General features: G+C 63.1%; 12 protein-coding genes. 6 read left to right on the top strand and 6 right to left on the bottom strand.

Features of this window, described 5'->3' with window-relative positions; all coding sequences use genetic code 11:
* Window positions 1–135: 135 nt before the first annotated feature.
* Window positions 136–1593: an NCS1 family nucleobase:cation symporter-1 gene (locus tag EB815_RS22210; protein WP_056577080.1), complete on the top strand. Its 1458-nt coding sequence runs from the start codon at window positions 136–138 to the stop codon at window positions 1591–1593.
* A 63-nt stretch (window positions 1594–1656) separates the two neighbouring features.
* Here the strand turns inward: EB815_RS22210 and EB815_RS22205 are convergent, their stop codons facing one another.
* The 5 genes from EB815_RS22205 to tpiA all read right to left on the bottom strand — a co-directional run bounded on the left by EB815_RS22205 (window position 1657) and on the right by tpiA (window position 6827).
* Complete coding sequence (locus EB815_RS22205) at window positions 1657–2196, bottom strand: DUF1697 domain-containing protein (RefSeq protein ID WP_056577077.1); 540 nt, start codon at window positions 2194–2196, stop codon at window positions 1657–1659.
* 24 nt (window positions 2197–2220) lie between these two features.
* On the bottom strand, window positions 2221–3858 hold the full coding sequence (locus EB815_RS22200; protein WP_081294741.1) for a CTP synthase: 1638 nt from the start codon (window positions 3856–3858) through the stop codon (window positions 2221–2223).
* 217 nt (window positions 3859–4075) lie between these two features.
* On the bottom strand, window positions 4076–5200 hold the full coding sequence (locus tag EB815_RS22195; protein ID WP_065005088.1) for a L,D-transpeptidase: 1125 nt from the start codon (window positions 5198–5200) through the stop codon (window positions 4076–4078).
* 212 nt (window positions 5201–5412) lie between these two features.
* The gene (gene secG / locus EB815_RS22190) at window positions 5413–5889 is read right to left on the bottom strand and encodes a preprotein translocase subunit SecG (protein ID WP_056577071.1); all 477 of its coding nucleotides are present in this window, start codon (window positions 5887–5889) and stop codon (window positions 5413–5415) included.
* 167 nt (window positions 5890–6056) lie between these two features.
* Complete coding sequence (tpiA, locus tag EB815_RS22185; protein ID WP_056577068.1) at window positions 6057–6827, bottom strand: triose-phosphate isomerase; 771 nt, start codon at window positions 6825–6827, stop codon at window positions 6057–6059.
* A gap of 144 nt (window positions 6828–6971) precedes the next feature.
* On the opposite strand from tpiA, the gene EB815_RS22180 reads away from it, so the two are divergent.
* From EB815_RS22180 to EB815_RS22160, 5 genes are read left to right on the top strand one after another with little or no spacing between them, the layout of a single operon-like run.
* Complete coding sequence (locus EB815_RS22180) at window positions 6972–8864, top strand: SurA N-terminal domain-containing protein (protein ID WP_056577065.1); 1893 nt, start codon at window positions 6972–6974, stop codon at window positions 8862–8864.
* Complete coding sequence (trpD, locus tag EB815_RS22175) at window positions 8861–9871, top strand: anthranilate phosphoribosyltransferase (RefSeq protein ID WP_056577061.1); 1011 nt, start codon at window positions 8861–8863, stop codon at window positions 9869–9871. Before EB815_RS22180 ends, trpD begins: the two co-directional genes overlap by 4 nt.
* Window positions 9872–9874: 3 nt before the next feature.
* Window positions 9875–10687, top strand: a complete 813-nt coding sequence (gene trpC / locus EB815_RS22170) for an indole-3-glycerol phosphate synthase TrpC (protein ID WP_056577057.1) — start codon at window positions 9875–9877, stop codon at window positions 10685–10687.
* A gap of 2 nt (window positions 10688–10689) precedes the next feature.
* Entirely contained in the window at window positions 10690–11172 is a 483-nt protein-coding gene (gene moaC, locus EB815_RS22165; RefSeq protein ID WP_056577055.1) for a cyclic pyranopterin monophosphate synthase MoaC, read from the top strand.
* Entirely contained in the window at window positions 11172–12377 is a 1206-nt protein-coding gene (locus tag EB815_RS22160) for a molybdopterin molybdotransferase MoeA (RefSeq protein ID WP_056577052.1), read from the top strand. The genes moaC and EB815_RS22160 overlap by 1 nt, the downstream gene beginning before the upstream one ends.
* A gap of 45 nt (window positions 12378–12422) precedes the next feature.
* On the opposite strand, the gene EB815_RS22155 is transcribed toward EB815_RS22160, so the two are convergent.
* Complete coding sequence (locus EB815_RS22155) at window positions 12423–13253, bottom strand: alpha/beta hydrolase (protein ID WP_056577049.1); 831 nt, start codon at window positions 13251–13253, stop codon at window positions 12423–12425.
* Window positions 13254–13446 lie beyond the last annotated feature (193 nt).

Genomic DNA, 13446 nt, shown 5'->3' with positions numbered 1-13446 from the left:
GTCGATAATCGCGGTTCATATTGAATATCTTTAAGGTCAAAGCCGGCAAATGGATTGCTTGTCGGTTCCCCAGCGTCAGGCGTAACCTCTTAGCTCCACGCGTGAGGGCGCGTGCTGCAAGAAGGGGATATTGCAATGACGATACAAGGCGCATCGCCTGGCCTGTACAATGAGGACCTCGCTCCCGCCAAAGTTCGAAACTGGGGAGCGTTTTCGATCTTCAACGTCTGGACGTCGGACGTCCATAGCCTGTGGGGCTATTATCTCGCCGCCAGCCTGTTTCTGTTCTGCGGCGGCTTCGTCAATTTCATCATAGCCATCGGCATCGGGTCTCTGATCATCTACGCGCTGATGAACATGGTCGGCTATGCCGGCGTGAAGACCGGCGTGCCCTACCCCGTGCTTGCTCGCGCCTCCTTCGGGGTGTGGGGAGCCAACATACCGGCGCTGGTGCGCGCCATCGTCGCCTGCTTCTGGTACGGCGCGCAAACGGCGGCCGCATCCGGCGCGATCGTGGCCTTGCTGACCCGCATGCAATGGTTCGACGAATTCAACAAGACTTCGCATCTTCTCGGCCATTCCACGCTGGAAGTGATCTGCTTCGTCATCATCTGGGCGCTGCAGTTGCTGATCATCCAGAAAGGCATGGAAACGGTACGCCGCTTCCAGGATTGGGCCGGGCCCGCGGTCTGGGTGATGATGCTGCTCCTTGCCATCTATCTCTGCGTCAAGTCAGGGACCTTCGCCTTCACCAGCGATATTCCAATGGATGTGCTGCGCGAAAAGACCGCCGATGCCGGCATTCCGGGCGACCCCGGATCGTGGACGGCACTCTTCGGGGTTGCCGCGATCTGGGTGACCTATTTCTCGGCGCTTTATCTCAATTTCTGCGACTTCGCCCGCTACGCGCCGGATAAGGCCGCGCTGCGCAAGGGCAACATCTGGGGCCTGCCGGTCAACCTGATCCTGTTCTCGCTGGTCGCTGGCGTCACCACCATTGCCGCCTACGACGTCTATCACGAAGTACTGCTGCATCCCGACCAGATCTCGGCCAAGTTCGACAGCTGGTTCCTGGCGGCCCTTGCCGCGCTGACCTTCGCGGTGGCGACGCTCGGCATCAACGTCGTCGCCAACTTCGTCTCGCCGGCCTTCGACTTCTCCAACGTCTTCCCGCGCCAGATCGACTTCAAGAAGGGCGGCTACATCGCGGCGCTGATCGCGCTCGTGCTCTATCCCTTCGCACCGTGGGAAGGCGGCGCGGCGCATTTTGTCGGCGTCATCGGCGCGACGATGGGACCGATCTTCGGAGTCATGATGGTCGACTACTATCTGATCCGCAAAGGCGAGGTCGACGTCGAGGCGCTTTATCGCGAGGATGGCGAGTTCCGTTTCCAGGGCGGCTGGCATGTCAATGCCTTCATCGCCGCCGGCATTGGTGCCGTCTTCTCGTCGATCCTGCCGAACTTCACCAACTGGCTGCCTGCCTGGTGGGGCGTCTACGGCTGGTTCTTCGGTGTCGCCATCGCCGGCGTCATCTACTACGTGCTGCGCACCGCCGCCGTGGGTGCGGGCGCCAGGACGGCGAAGGCCTGAACAAGGGAATAACACAGTAGGGCAGTAAGCGAGCAGGGAATAGGTCCCTACTGCCCTACTGCCCTACTGCCCTACCATGTCGGCCAGCTTGCGCACTGTGTTCCAGTTGCGCGTGGTGCCGGTGCCGAGACGCTTGTGGTTCATCGCCGCGAGCAGCCGTGAACTCGGCCTCTCGCGCGAAAAGACGACCCAGATGTCGCCGCCGACTGAAAATACCTTTTCATCCTCGGCGGCATAGGCCTGGAGTGCGGCGACAGCATCGGCGGGCGCAGGGTTGCGCATCACCCTTACGGCCACCTGGTCGCCTGCCGCGGCTGAGTCCGCCGGGAATGGATTGCCGGCAGCAAGTTTCAGCCATCCCTCGCCGGCGCGCACGATAATGTCGACATGGCGGCCGAAGGTTTTTTCGAAGGCCGTTTCCAGCCGCTGTTCCAACTTGCCGATATCGGTCGCCCGCGCGTCGAAAACCAGATTGCCCGTCGCTGCCAGCGTGCGGGCATTCCTCAGGCCAAGGCCTTCCGCCATTGCCTTGAGGTCGGCCATGACGACCCGGCGCCCCTCGCCCAGAATGATGCTGTAGAGGAGCGCGACATAGGTCTGCATGAGATGAGGCCGCTTGGAGGACGCCTAGACCAGGCGCGACTGTTCCACCGCTGCCTCGATGAAGCTGGCGAACAGCGGATGCGGATCGAGCGGCCGGCTCTTCAGCTCGGGGTGATACTGCACACCGATGAACCAGGGATGATCTGGATATTCCACCGTTTCCGGCAGCACGCCATCCGGCGACATGCCGGCAAACACCAGACCGCAATCCTCAAGCCGCTCCTTGTAGTCGATATTGACCTCGTAGCGGTGGCGATGGCGCTCGGAAATCTGCGTGTCGCCATAGATATCGGCGATCTTGGACCCCTTGGCGAGATCGGCCTGGTAGGCGCCGAGCCTCATGGTGCCGCCGAGGTCGCCGGTCTCGCGGCGTTTTTCCAGCATGTTGCCTTTCAGCCATTCCGTCATCAGGCCGACGACCGGTTCGTTGGTCGGGCCGAACTCGGTCGAGGACGCATGCTCGACGCCGGCCAGCGACCGCGCCGCCTCGATGCAAGCCATCTGCATGCCGAAGCAGATGCCGAAATACGGTACCTTGCGCTCGCGCGCGAACTTCGCCGCCAGGATCTTGCCTTCGGAGCCACGTTCGCCAAAGCCGCCGGGAACCAGGATGCCATGCACCTTTTCCAGCCACGGCGTCGGATCTTCCTTTTCGAAGATCTCCGATTCGATCCAGTCGAGCTTGACCTTGACGTGGTTGGCGAGCCCGCCATGCGACAGCGCCTCGATCAGCGATTTGTAGGCGTCCTTGAGGCCGGTATACTTGCCGACGATGGCAATGGTCACCTCGCCTTCCGGGCTGTGGATGCGGTCGGAGACCTTCTGCCAGGGCTCCATGCGCGGCTTCGGCGCAGGATCGATGCCAAAGGCGGCCAGCACTTCCGAATCAAGCCCTTCCTTGTGGTAGGCCATCGGCACGTCGTAGATGTGCGGCACGTCGAGCGCCTGGATGACCGCGCTTTCCCTGACATTGCAAAACAGCGACAGTTTCCTGCGCTCTTCCTTGGGAATGGCACGGTCGGCGCGCACCAGCAAAATGTCGGGCGCGATGCCGATGCCGCGCAATTCCTTGACCGAATGCTGGGTCGGCTTGGTTTTCAGCTCACCCGCCGTCGGAATGTAGGGCATCAAGGTCAGATGCACATAGACGGCATTGTTGCGCGGCAGATCGTTTCCGAGCTGGCGGATCGCCTCGAGGAACGGCATCGCCTCGATGTCGCCCACCGTGCCGCCGATCTCGCACAGCACGAAATCATAGTCGTCATTGCCGTTGAGGACGAAATTCTTGATCTCGTCGGTGACGTGCGGGATGACCTGGACGGTGGCGCCGAGATAGTCACCGCGCCGCTCACGCTCGATGATGTTCTTGTAGATCCGGCCGGTGGTGATGTTGTCCTGCTGATTGGCCGAGCGGCCGGTGAAGCGCTCGTAATGGCCAAGATCGAGGTCGGTCTCCGCACCATCGTCGGTGACGAACACCTCGCCATGCTGGTACGGCGACATCGTGCCGGGATCGACATTGAGGTAAGGGTCGAGTTTTTTGATGCGTGCGCGATAACCTCGCGCCTGCAGGAGAGCCCCTAGGGCCGCTGCGGCAATGCCTTTTCCAAGTGAGGAAACCACGCCGCCTGTGATGAATACATATCGCGCCATGGGAGTCATCGCTTAACGCGGCCGGATTGATTCCGCCAGAGAAAAAACCACCGCGAAGGCTTTTTCCCAAAAAGGCGCTTGGACCATGATCCCGAAAATTGGAATCCGGTTTTCTCGGACAAACGATTTCCATTTGTCCAGGGATCACGACCGAACAGGCTTGATCGTGAACGAGGCAAAACAAAAGGGCCGGCTGGGCCGGCCCTTCGGCATGATGGTGAAAACGTCAGATGATGACGACTTTGGTGCCGACCCTGACGCGGCTGTACAGATCCATGACGTGCTCGTTCATCATGCGGAAGCAGCCATTGGAGGCACTGGTGCCGATCGACTGCGGCGCGATGGTGCCGTGGATACGCAGATGCGTGTCCTTCTTGCCGTCATAGAGATAGATGGCGCGCGCGCCGAGCGGGTTCTGGCCACCGCCGGGCATGCCGTCCTTGTACTGCGCGTAATGCTTCGGTTCGCGCTTCTGCATGTCGAGCGTCGGGATCCAGCGCGGCCATTCCTGCTTGTCGCCAACGGCGACCGTGCCTTTGAACTGCAGTCCCTCACGGCCGACCGCGATCGCGTAGCGACGCGCTGTCGTCGATGATTCGACGAGATAAAGGCGCCGCGCCCTGGTGTCGATGACAATTGTGCCGGCATCGTAGCCGGTGAACTCCACGTCCTGCGGCACGAATTCCGGCTTCACCTTGAACGGCTTCTTGGCATCCTTCCTGGCAAGTGCGGCGTCAAGCGCGCGCGTCTCGGGCAGGTAGCTGATCGACGAGCCGGACGAGGTGCCGCCGAACAGGCCGGCGAACAGGCCACCGCTGCTCGGCCGCGTCTGGCCGACGACCTCGCTGCGCAGTTCGCCATTGTTGCCGGTCAAGGCGACGTTCATCGCCTCGGCCGGGAGCGGCTCGGCCGACTGGATTGGCGTAATCGGTTCAATCGGCTCGATCACCTTGGTGGTCTTCTTGGCAGGCTTGGCCTCGGCCACTTTGGTTGCCGGAGCAGTCTTGCCCTTCTGGGCCAGGAAGGCCTGCCGGTCCGCGTCGGCCCTGGCCTTGGCTGCTTCACGCATCGCCAGCTTCCTGGCCTCGAGCGCCTTGGCCTTGGCGTCTTCCTTGTCGGCAACGATCTTGGCCTCGATCTTCTTGATCTGGGCGAGATCGTCCGGTGTCGGGTTTTTCTTCTTCTTGAGAAGCTTCAGTTGCGCCGCATCGCTCTTGGCTGCGACGTTGATGGCGTCGGTTTTGTCGACCGACTGGTTGGCGGCCAAATTGGCCGGCACGCCGGCGGAAGCCGGGGAACTCAGGCCGAGTGCGGCGCAAAGTCCCAGGAAAATGAAGCTGCGAAGCTGCATGGCGAAGATCCGATCGTTCAATGCTTGTTGCCCACGGCGTCGCCCGGCGCCCCCCAAGGACACCGAAAATGCCGCGTGCAATCTATAGTCGAATAAGCGCGTATGCCTCAAGCGCGCGACCACGCTGCTGCCCGTCGAATCTTCGTGATCACGCAGCATTTGCCGCGACTGTGTTCAAACGATCACAGATCGCGGCTTGGACCAGGTGGAGCTTACTGGTTGGGGACTTGCGGTGTCGCCGGCGCGGTGTTGGTGGTGCCGTTGCTTGCTGGCGGCGTCGCGCCGCCAGCGGGCGCAGTCGCCGGGGCCGTTGCCGGAGGCTTCGCCGCTGCGTCATTGCCGGATGGCGGCGTCGGCGTGGCATTGCCGGCGGGCGCTGGGGTCGTCGTGCCGGGCAATTGATTGAGTACGCCCTTGCCAGCACCATCCGAAGTCGCGGGAACGCGGTCGAGAATGTCGATCGGCTTCTCACCGTAGCGGGCAATGATCGACAACGTCAGCGACGTAACGAAAAAAGCCGCAGCCAGGATCGCCGTCGCCCGCGTCAACGCATTGGCGGCGCCACGCGCCGTCATGAAGCCCGATCCGCCACCAATGCCAAGGCCGCCACCTTCGGAGCGTTGCAGCAGCACCACGCCGACCAGGGCGAGCACGACCATGAGATGGATGACGATCAGTACGGTTTGCATAGTTTATCCTGGCAAGGCCTTGCCCGGCCGCGGACACGACCGGTGAATTGGAGGCGGCTCAATACAATGCTTTCACGGCATTTCCAAGCCCGTGGCCGGAATATGGGAAGCAACGCGCCCTTTGCAACGAATTTGGACGGGACGAGCCCCGTCCAGCGTCATGGATCTCAGCCGGGAATGCTGCGATAGGCTTCAGCGATACCCAGGAAATCAGCTGCTTTCAGGCTGGCGCCGCCGACCAGGGCGCCGTCGACATTCCTGACACCCAGCAGTTCCACCGCATTGGACGGCTTGACCGAGCCGCCATAGAGGATGCGTATCCTGGCAGCGGCGGCGCCAAGCTTTTCCGACAGCTTTTCGCGGATATGCGCATGCGCTTCGGCCACATCGGCCGCGGTCGGCGTCAGGCCGGTGCCTATCGCCCATACCGGCTCATAGGCAACGACGGTGTTCGATGGCGTGGCACTCGGCGGCACCGAGCCGGCGACCTGGCGCGACAGCACGTCGAGCGTGGCGCCCGCTTCGCGCTGTTGCTGCGTCTCGCCGATGCAAACGATGGCCACCAATCCGGCGCGCCACGCCGCGGTTGCCTTGGCCTGGACCGTCGCATCGTCCTCGCCGCGTTGTTCGCGGCATTCGGAATGGCCGACAATGACATGGCTCGCGCCCGCGTCTTTCAGCATCTCCGCCGAGATGCAGCCGGTGTAGGCGCCGCTTTCCTTGGTGTGGCAGTCTTCACCGCCAGCATGGACGGGCGTGCGCGACAGAATCTCCGCTGCATGGGAAAGCAGCGTCGCGGGAACGCAGACCAGCGCCTCGGTCTCGGCGTCGAGCCCGCTCATGAACCCGTTGCCGATCATCCTGAGCTCGTTCAGCGAGGCGCTGGTGCCGTTCATTTTCCAGTTGCCGGCGACGAGCGGGCGAATTCCTGGCGTCATGGTCTGCTTCTCCGGGCGATATCAGGCTCTGGCCCTCACTACCAAAATCAGGCCACAAAGCAATCGACAGTGGACCGGAAGGGCGCTATTGCGCTTGTTTCAGACTCGGCGCCCGCGAAAAAGGCGCACAAATCGGAAGTAACGATGCTTGGTATATTGAGAAACGCGGCGGGTACCTGGGTCGCGAAAGGTCTACTGGTGTTGCTGGTGCTCAGCTTTTTGGTCTGGGGCATCTCCGGGCGGCTGATGGGCGGCTTTGCCGGCCACGATTCGGTGATAACTGCGGGTGGCACCAAGGTATCGATCAACGAATATCGCCTCGCCTATGACCGCCAGTTGGCCGTCATGTCGCAGCAATTCGGTCAGCGCCTCACCCATGAACAGGCAAAGGCGCTCGGCATCGACAACCAGGTGCTGGCGCAGCTCGTTTCCGGCGCCGTTCTCGACGAACAGGCACGCAAGCTGGGCCTCGGCCTGTCCAAGGACCGGCTGGCCGAGTTGACGCGCGAGGATCCGGCCTTCAAGGGGCCGAGCGGTGAGTTCGACAGGAGGACGTTCGAGTACCTGCTGCGCGAAGTCGGCATGCGGCCCGAGGATTATCTGAAGAACCGCGCCCAGGTTGCGGTGCGCCAGCAGATCGTCGAGGCGGTCTCGGACGGCCTCAAGGCGCCGGACGCATTCTTCAAGGCGGTGGCGCTCTACCGCGGCGAGGACCGCACCGTCGACTATCTGACATTGCCGAAGACGCTCGTCGAGCCGATCGAGGCACCGGGCGACAGCGTGCTTCAGGCCTATTTCGAAGCCAACAAGAAGGCCTACGCCGCACCCGAGTATCGCAAATTCTCTTATGTCCGCCTGGAGCCGGTGGACATCATGGACACGACCGCGGTCACCGACCAACAAGTCAGCGACGATTACAACAAGAACAAGGCGCGCTACACAACGCCTGAGATGCGTACCATCGAGCAGCTTGTGTTCAAGACGCCGGACGCGGCCAAGGCCGCGCTCGATTCGCTCAAGGCCGGCGCCACTTTCGAGAAGCTGGTGACCGCCGAAGGCAAGACTCCGGCAGACACGCTGCTTGGCACGCTCGCCAAGGACAAGATCGCCGACAAGGCGGTTGCCGATGCCGCGTTCACGCTCAATGCCAATGAAGTCAGCCAGGTCGTCCAGGGCGCCTTTGGTCCGGTGCTGCTGCGCGTTACCGAGATCAAGCCCGAGGTGGTGAAGCCGCTCGCCGAAGTCTCCGACCAGATCCGCAAGGACCTGGCGCTGGGCGAGGCAAGCCGCATCCTGCTGGATGTCCACGACAATTACGAAGACACCCGCGCCTCCGGCAGTTCCCTGGCCGAAGCGGCCGCCAAGCTGAAGCTGAAGGACGTCACCATCGACGCCATCGATCGCAACGGCCTCAGGCCGGACGGCTCGGTCGTCAAGGACCTGCCGGAATCGCCGGCGTTGATCAAGGCGGTCTTTGACGCCGAACCCAACACCGAAAACGAGGCGCTGACCACGGCCGACAACGGCTTCGTCTTCTATGAGGTCGGTTCGATCACGCCGGCTCGCGACCGCACTCTCGATGAGGTCCGCCAGAAGGTCGTCGCGGACTGGACGGCGGCGGAGACCACCAAGCGGCTCGCCGCCAAGGCGGCCGAACTCGAAAAGCGGCTCAAGGCTGGCGCCACGCTCGACGTCATCGCCAACGAGCTCAAGCTGGAGAAGCAGACCAAGCGCGGCCTGAAGCGCGAAGCCGACGATGCCGATTTCGGCAAGGAGGGCGCCGCCGTGATGTTCGGCGTCGGCGAAGGCGGCACCGGGTTGATCCCCTCGCCCACCGGTGACGGACAAATCCTGTTCAAGGTCGCCGAAGTGTTCGAACCCGCCGGGGCCGATGCCAGCTCGGTGCCGGAGGACGCACAGAAGTCCTTCACCTCCGGCATGTCGGACGATCTGCTCGACCAGTTGGTGGCGCAGTTGCAGACGCAGTATGACGTCCGCATCGACCAGGCCGCCGTTGCCCAAGCCTCGACAAGATGAGCGCGTTGAAAACCCATATCGCCAAGGTCGCGGGCGGCAACGCGCTTTCCTTCGAGGAGGCGCGCGAGGCCTTCGACATCATCATGTCGGGCGACGCGACCCCCGGGCAGATCGGCGGCTTCCTGATGGCGCTGCGCGTGCGCGGTGAAACGGTGAGTGAGATTTCGGGCGCTGTCGCCACCATGCGGGCCAAGATGCTCCGCGTCGAAGCGCCCGCCGGGGCCATCGACATCGTCGGCACCGGCGGCGACAATTCCCACAGCGTCAACATTTCGACGGCATCGGCGTTCGTCATCGCCGGCAGCGGCGTTCCTGTCGCCAAGCACGGCAATCGTGGCCTGTCCTCGCTGACCGGCGCCGCCGACGTCCTGATCGCCCTTGGACTCAAGATCGATATCTCACCGGAAACGATCGGCGGCTGCATCCGGGAGACCGGACTGGGCTTCATGTTCGCGCCCGCGCACCATCCGGCGATGAAGCATGTCGGCCCGACACGCGTCGAGCTCGGCACCCGCACCATCTTCAACCTGCTCGGGCCGCTCTCCAATCCGGCCGGCGTCGTTAGGCAGATGGTCGGGGTGTTCCTGCCGGAATGGATCCTGCCAATCGCTGAAACGTTGAAGGCGCTAGGTACCGAGCATGCCTGGGTCGTTCACGGCGACGGCTATGACGAAATCACCACCACAGGTGAGACGCAGGTGGCGGAACTGATCGGCGGCGAGATCCGCAGCTTCACGCTGACCCCGGAAGAATTTGGGCTGAAGCGCCATACCAAGGACGAGCTGCGCGGCGGCGACGCCGCCTACAATGCCAAGGCATTGCGCGATATGCTGGGCGGCGCTGCAGGCGCCTATCGCGACACCGTGCTGATGAATGCCGGCGCCGGACTGGTCATCGCGGGCAAGGCAACGACACTTGGCGACGGCATCGCGCTCGCCGCGCAAGCCATCGACAGCGGCCGGGCGCTGCAGGTCCTCGACCGTTTGGTCGAAGTTTCGAACGGGTGAACCGTGTCTGATATTCTGCGCAAGATCGAAGCCTACAAACGCGAGGAGATCGCCACCGCCAAGGCACGCGTGCCGCTGGCCGAGATCAAGGCGCGCGCAAGAGATGCAGACGCGCCGCGCGGCTTTCTCGCGGCCCTCGAGGCGAAGCGCGGATCAGGCGGCTTCGCCCTGATCGCCGAAATCAAGAAGGCAAGCCCTTCCAAAGGGCTGATCCGGGCCGATTTCGATCCACCGGCATTGGCCCGGGCTTACGAGAAAGGCGACGCCGCCTGTCTTTCGGTCCTGACCGACGCACCGTCCTTCCAGGGTGCGCCGGAGTTCCTCACCAAGGCACGGGCTGCCGTCGCCCTGCCCGCGCTGCGCAAGGATTTCCTGTTCGATCCCTATCAAGTGTACGAGGCCCGCGCCTGGGGCGCCGATGCCATCCTGATCATCATGGCCAGCGTCGACGATGCCTTGGCAAGCGAATTGGAAGCGACCGCATTCGAACTCGGCATGGATGCGCTGATCGAGGTGCATGACGAGGCCGAAACGCAGCGCGCGGTAAAACTGTCGTCGCGGTTGATCGGCATCAACAACCGCAATCTGAGAACATTCGAAACCAGTCTTGAGACTTCCGAGCGGCTGGCGACAATGGTGCCGGGCGACCGCCTGCTGGTCAGCGAGAGCGGGATCTTTACCCATGACGATTGCCTCAGGATGCAGAAGAGCGGCATCGGCACCTTCCTTGTTGGCGAGAGCCTGATGCGGCAACAGGATGTCACCGCGGCGACGCACCTGCTTTTGACGGGCAAGGCCGCGGTAGAGGCCGCCTGACGATGACATCGGCCCTCACCCATCTCGGCGCGCGGGGCGAGGCCAACATGGTCGATGTCGGCGACAAGGACGAGACGACGCGCACCGCGATCGCTGAAGGGTTCGTCTCGATGCGAGCCGAGACGCTGGCAACCATCCTCGCCGGCAATGCCAAGAAAGGCGATGTGCTCGGTACCGCGCGCATCGCCGGCATCATGGCGGCGAAGAAGACGCATGAGTTGATCCCGCTCTGCCATCCGCTGCTCCTGACCAAGGTTTCCGTCGATATCGAGCCCGACCATGCGCTGCCCGGCCTGAAAGTCACCGCATTGGCGCGTGTCACCGGCAAGACAGGCGTCGAGATGGAAGCACTGACCGCCGCTTCCGTGGCCTGCCTGACCATTTACGACATGGCCAAGGCGGTGGACCGCGCCATGGTCATCTCCGGCATTCGGCTAGTCGAGAAGACCGGCGGCAAGTCCGGCGACTACAAGGCCGACGCCTGATGGCGCTGGTCCCGGTCGCGGAGGCGCTCGAACGCCTTCTTGATGGTGCCGCGCCGCTGGCCGGCGAAAGCGTTCCTCTCATCGAGGCGGTCGATCGCGTGCTGGCCGAACCGGTCGTGGCGCTTCGCACCCAGCCGCCCTTCAATGCCTCGGCCATGGATGGTTATGCCGCGCGCGCGGCCGATGTGGCGTCGGTGCCATCGAAACTCTCGGTGATCGGCATGGCGCCGGCCGGCCGTGGCTTTGACGGCACCGTCGGCGAACACCAGGCAGTGCGCATCTTCACCGGCGCCCCGCTGCCTGACGGCGCCGACACCATCGTCATCCAGGAAAACGTCCGGGATCTTGGCGGTGGCAACATCGAAGTGATCGAGCCCACCGCCGAATGGCGCAACATCCGCCGCGTCGGGCTCGACTTTTCCCAAGGCGACGTCTTGCTGGAAAAAGGCCGGGTGCTGGATCCGGCGGCTCTTTCGCTGACGGCATCGGCCAATCATCCGCGGGTGAACGTGGTCAAACGGCCACTGGTCGCCATCATCGCCACCGGCGACGAGTTGTTGCCGCCCGGCAGCGAACTCGGGCCGGACCAGATCATCTCATCCAACGCCTATGGTGTCGCAGCTGCCGCGCAATTGGTCGGCGCCCGCGCGCTCGATCTCGGCATTGCCGCCGACCGTAAGGAGGCCATTGCCGCGCTGGTCAGGAAGGCGGTCGCGGCCGGTGCGGATGTCATCGTCACGCTTGGCGGCGCGTCGGTCGGCGACCACGATTTGATCCATGACGTGCTGACCGGCGAAGGCATGACGCTCGGCTTCTGGAAAATAGCCATGCGCCCCGGCAAACCGCTGATGTTCGGGCGCCTAGGCGACGTCAGGTGCATCGGGCTGCCCGGCAATCCCGTGGCAAGCCTGGTCTGCTCGCAATTGTTCCTGAAACCGCTTCTGGCAAGGCTCGGCGGCCGCAACCATCGGCAGGACATTCGTCAGGCACGGCTGGGCGTCGGGATGCCGGCCAATGACCTGCGCCAGGATTATGTGCGGGCGGTGGTCAAGGAGGAGGATGGCGAACTGGTGGCGACGCCGTTCGGCATCCAGGATTCCTCGATGCTGAGGATGCTCTCCGACGCCAACGGTTTGATCGTGCGGGCTCCTTTTGCTTCCGCGTCCGCTGCGGGAGACTCCTGCAGCGTGCTTATGTTACGCTGAAGAACCGTCTCATAAATCGCTGATAATATGTAAAAATGATCTCGGCTATTCCGAGATCAAGGTTCGCGTCAGCCCATGCGCCGGATCGGCTAGGCCATCGAGGACGTCGTAATGATGCCGGTCGGGCTCAACCACGGTGTTGGTAACGGCGCCAAGCCCGGTCCAGATGTTGGCCAGCAGCGCAGTCTGGCGCAGGAACTCGGACCGTTCCCCGCCGCCGGCCCAGCAGGTGATGCGAACGCCATCCATGGGGCGCAGCAACGCCGGGCTTTCGGCTTGCGCTTCGGCTTCGTCGATCGCCAGGGCCTCGTTCATGGCGGTGCGCATGAGCGGGCGCAGGTCATGGAGGCCCGAAATCGAAACGACATGGCGTATGCGCTTTGCCACATCGGCGGTCAGAGGCGTTGATATAGTCACCATGCGGCTGGCGAGATGTCCGCCGGCCGAATGCCCGGTCAGCATCAGCGGTCCGTCCACCATTGCCGCCGCCGTGCCGATCGCCGCGCCGATCTCACGTACGATGCCGGCGATGCGTATGTCCGGGCATTGCGTGTAGGACGGCATCGCCACGGCGAAACCGCTGCTGACCGGGCCCTTGGCCAGGTGCGACCAGGTGCTCTTGTCGGACTCCATCCAGTAGCCGCCATGGATGAACACGACGAGCCCCTTGGGCGAAGCCTCTGGAAGGAAAAGATCGAACCGATTGCGCGGTCGCTCACCATAGGCGATGTCGATGCGTGCCCGGCCTTGCGCCGACATAGCTTCGCGAAAGGCTTGCGCGGGTTCCGTCCACGCGGCCGGCCAGCGATCGCTGCGGGCAATATTCGCGCCGTTGGCGTAGGCGTTGTCCCAATCTTCGACGCGATGTCCAAGCATCCGCACCCTCCCCCAAGCGCTTCGGTTTTCGCGCTAGCAATGGCCACCCCAATGCCATGCGTCAATGCTCCAGCGCAAAACATTTTAGGCTTGAAACAAATTTCGACTGGTGCGATCCTGTCTCACGAACAGCCGACAATGGGAGGTCTGCTGTGCTGTCCAAACCTGCGGATGTTCACCCCTCCCGGTGGCG

The sequence above is a fragment of the Mesorhizobium loti genome (genome assembly GCF_013170705.1).
Taxonomy (GTDB): Bacteria; Pseudomonadota; Alphaproteobacteria; order Rhizobiales; family Rhizobiaceae; genus Mesorhizobium; species Mesorhizobium loti_D.
Note: the sequence above shows the minus strand (reverse complement) of the source record. Positions and strands in the feature narration are given on the sequence as shown.

Bases quoted from the DNA above. Each gene is read 5' to 3' on its own strand.
- EB815_RS22210 (WP_056577080.1), top strand. From the start codon at position 136: ATGACGATACAAGGCGCATCGCCTGGCCTGTACAATGAGGACCTCGCT.
- EB815_RS22205 (WP_056577077.1), bottom strand. From the start codon at position 2,196: ATGCAGACCTATGTCGCGCTCCTCTACAGCATCATTCTGGGCGAGGGG.
- EB815_RS22200 (WP_081294741.1), bottom strand. From the start codon at position 3,858: ATGACTCCCATGGCGCGATATGTATTCATCACAGGCGGCGTGGTTTCC.
- EB815_RS22195 (WP_065005088.1), bottom strand. From the start codon at position 5,200: ATGCAGCTTCGCAGCTTCATTTTCCTGGGACTTTGCGCCGCACTCGGC.
- secG (WP_056577071.1), bottom strand. From the start codon at position 5,889: ATGCAAACCGTACTGATCGTCATCCATCTCATGGTCGTGCTCGCCCTG.
- tpiA (WP_056577068.1), bottom strand. From the start codon at position 6,827: ATGACGCCAGGAATTCGCCCGCTCGTCGCCGGCAACTGGAAAATGAAC.
- EB815_RS22180 (WP_056577065.1), top strand. From the start codon at position 6,972: ATGCTTGGTATATTGAGAAACGCGGCGGGTACCTGGGTCGCGAAAGGT.
- trpD (WP_056577061.1), top strand. From the start codon at position 8,861: ATGAGCGCGTTGAAAACCCATATCGCCAAGGTCGCGGGCGGCAACGCG.
- moaC (WP_056577055.1), top strand. From the start codon at position 10,690: ATGACATCGGCCCTCACCCATCTCGGCGCGCGGGGCGAGGCCAACATG.
- EB815_RS22160 (WP_056577052.1), top strand. From the start codon at position 11,172: ATGGCGCTGGTCCCGGTCGCGGAGGCGCTCGAACGCCTTCTTGATGGT.
- EB815_RS22155 (WP_056577049.1), bottom strand. From the start codon at position 13,253: ATGCTTGGACATCGCGTCGAAGATTGGGACAACGCCTACGCCAACGGC.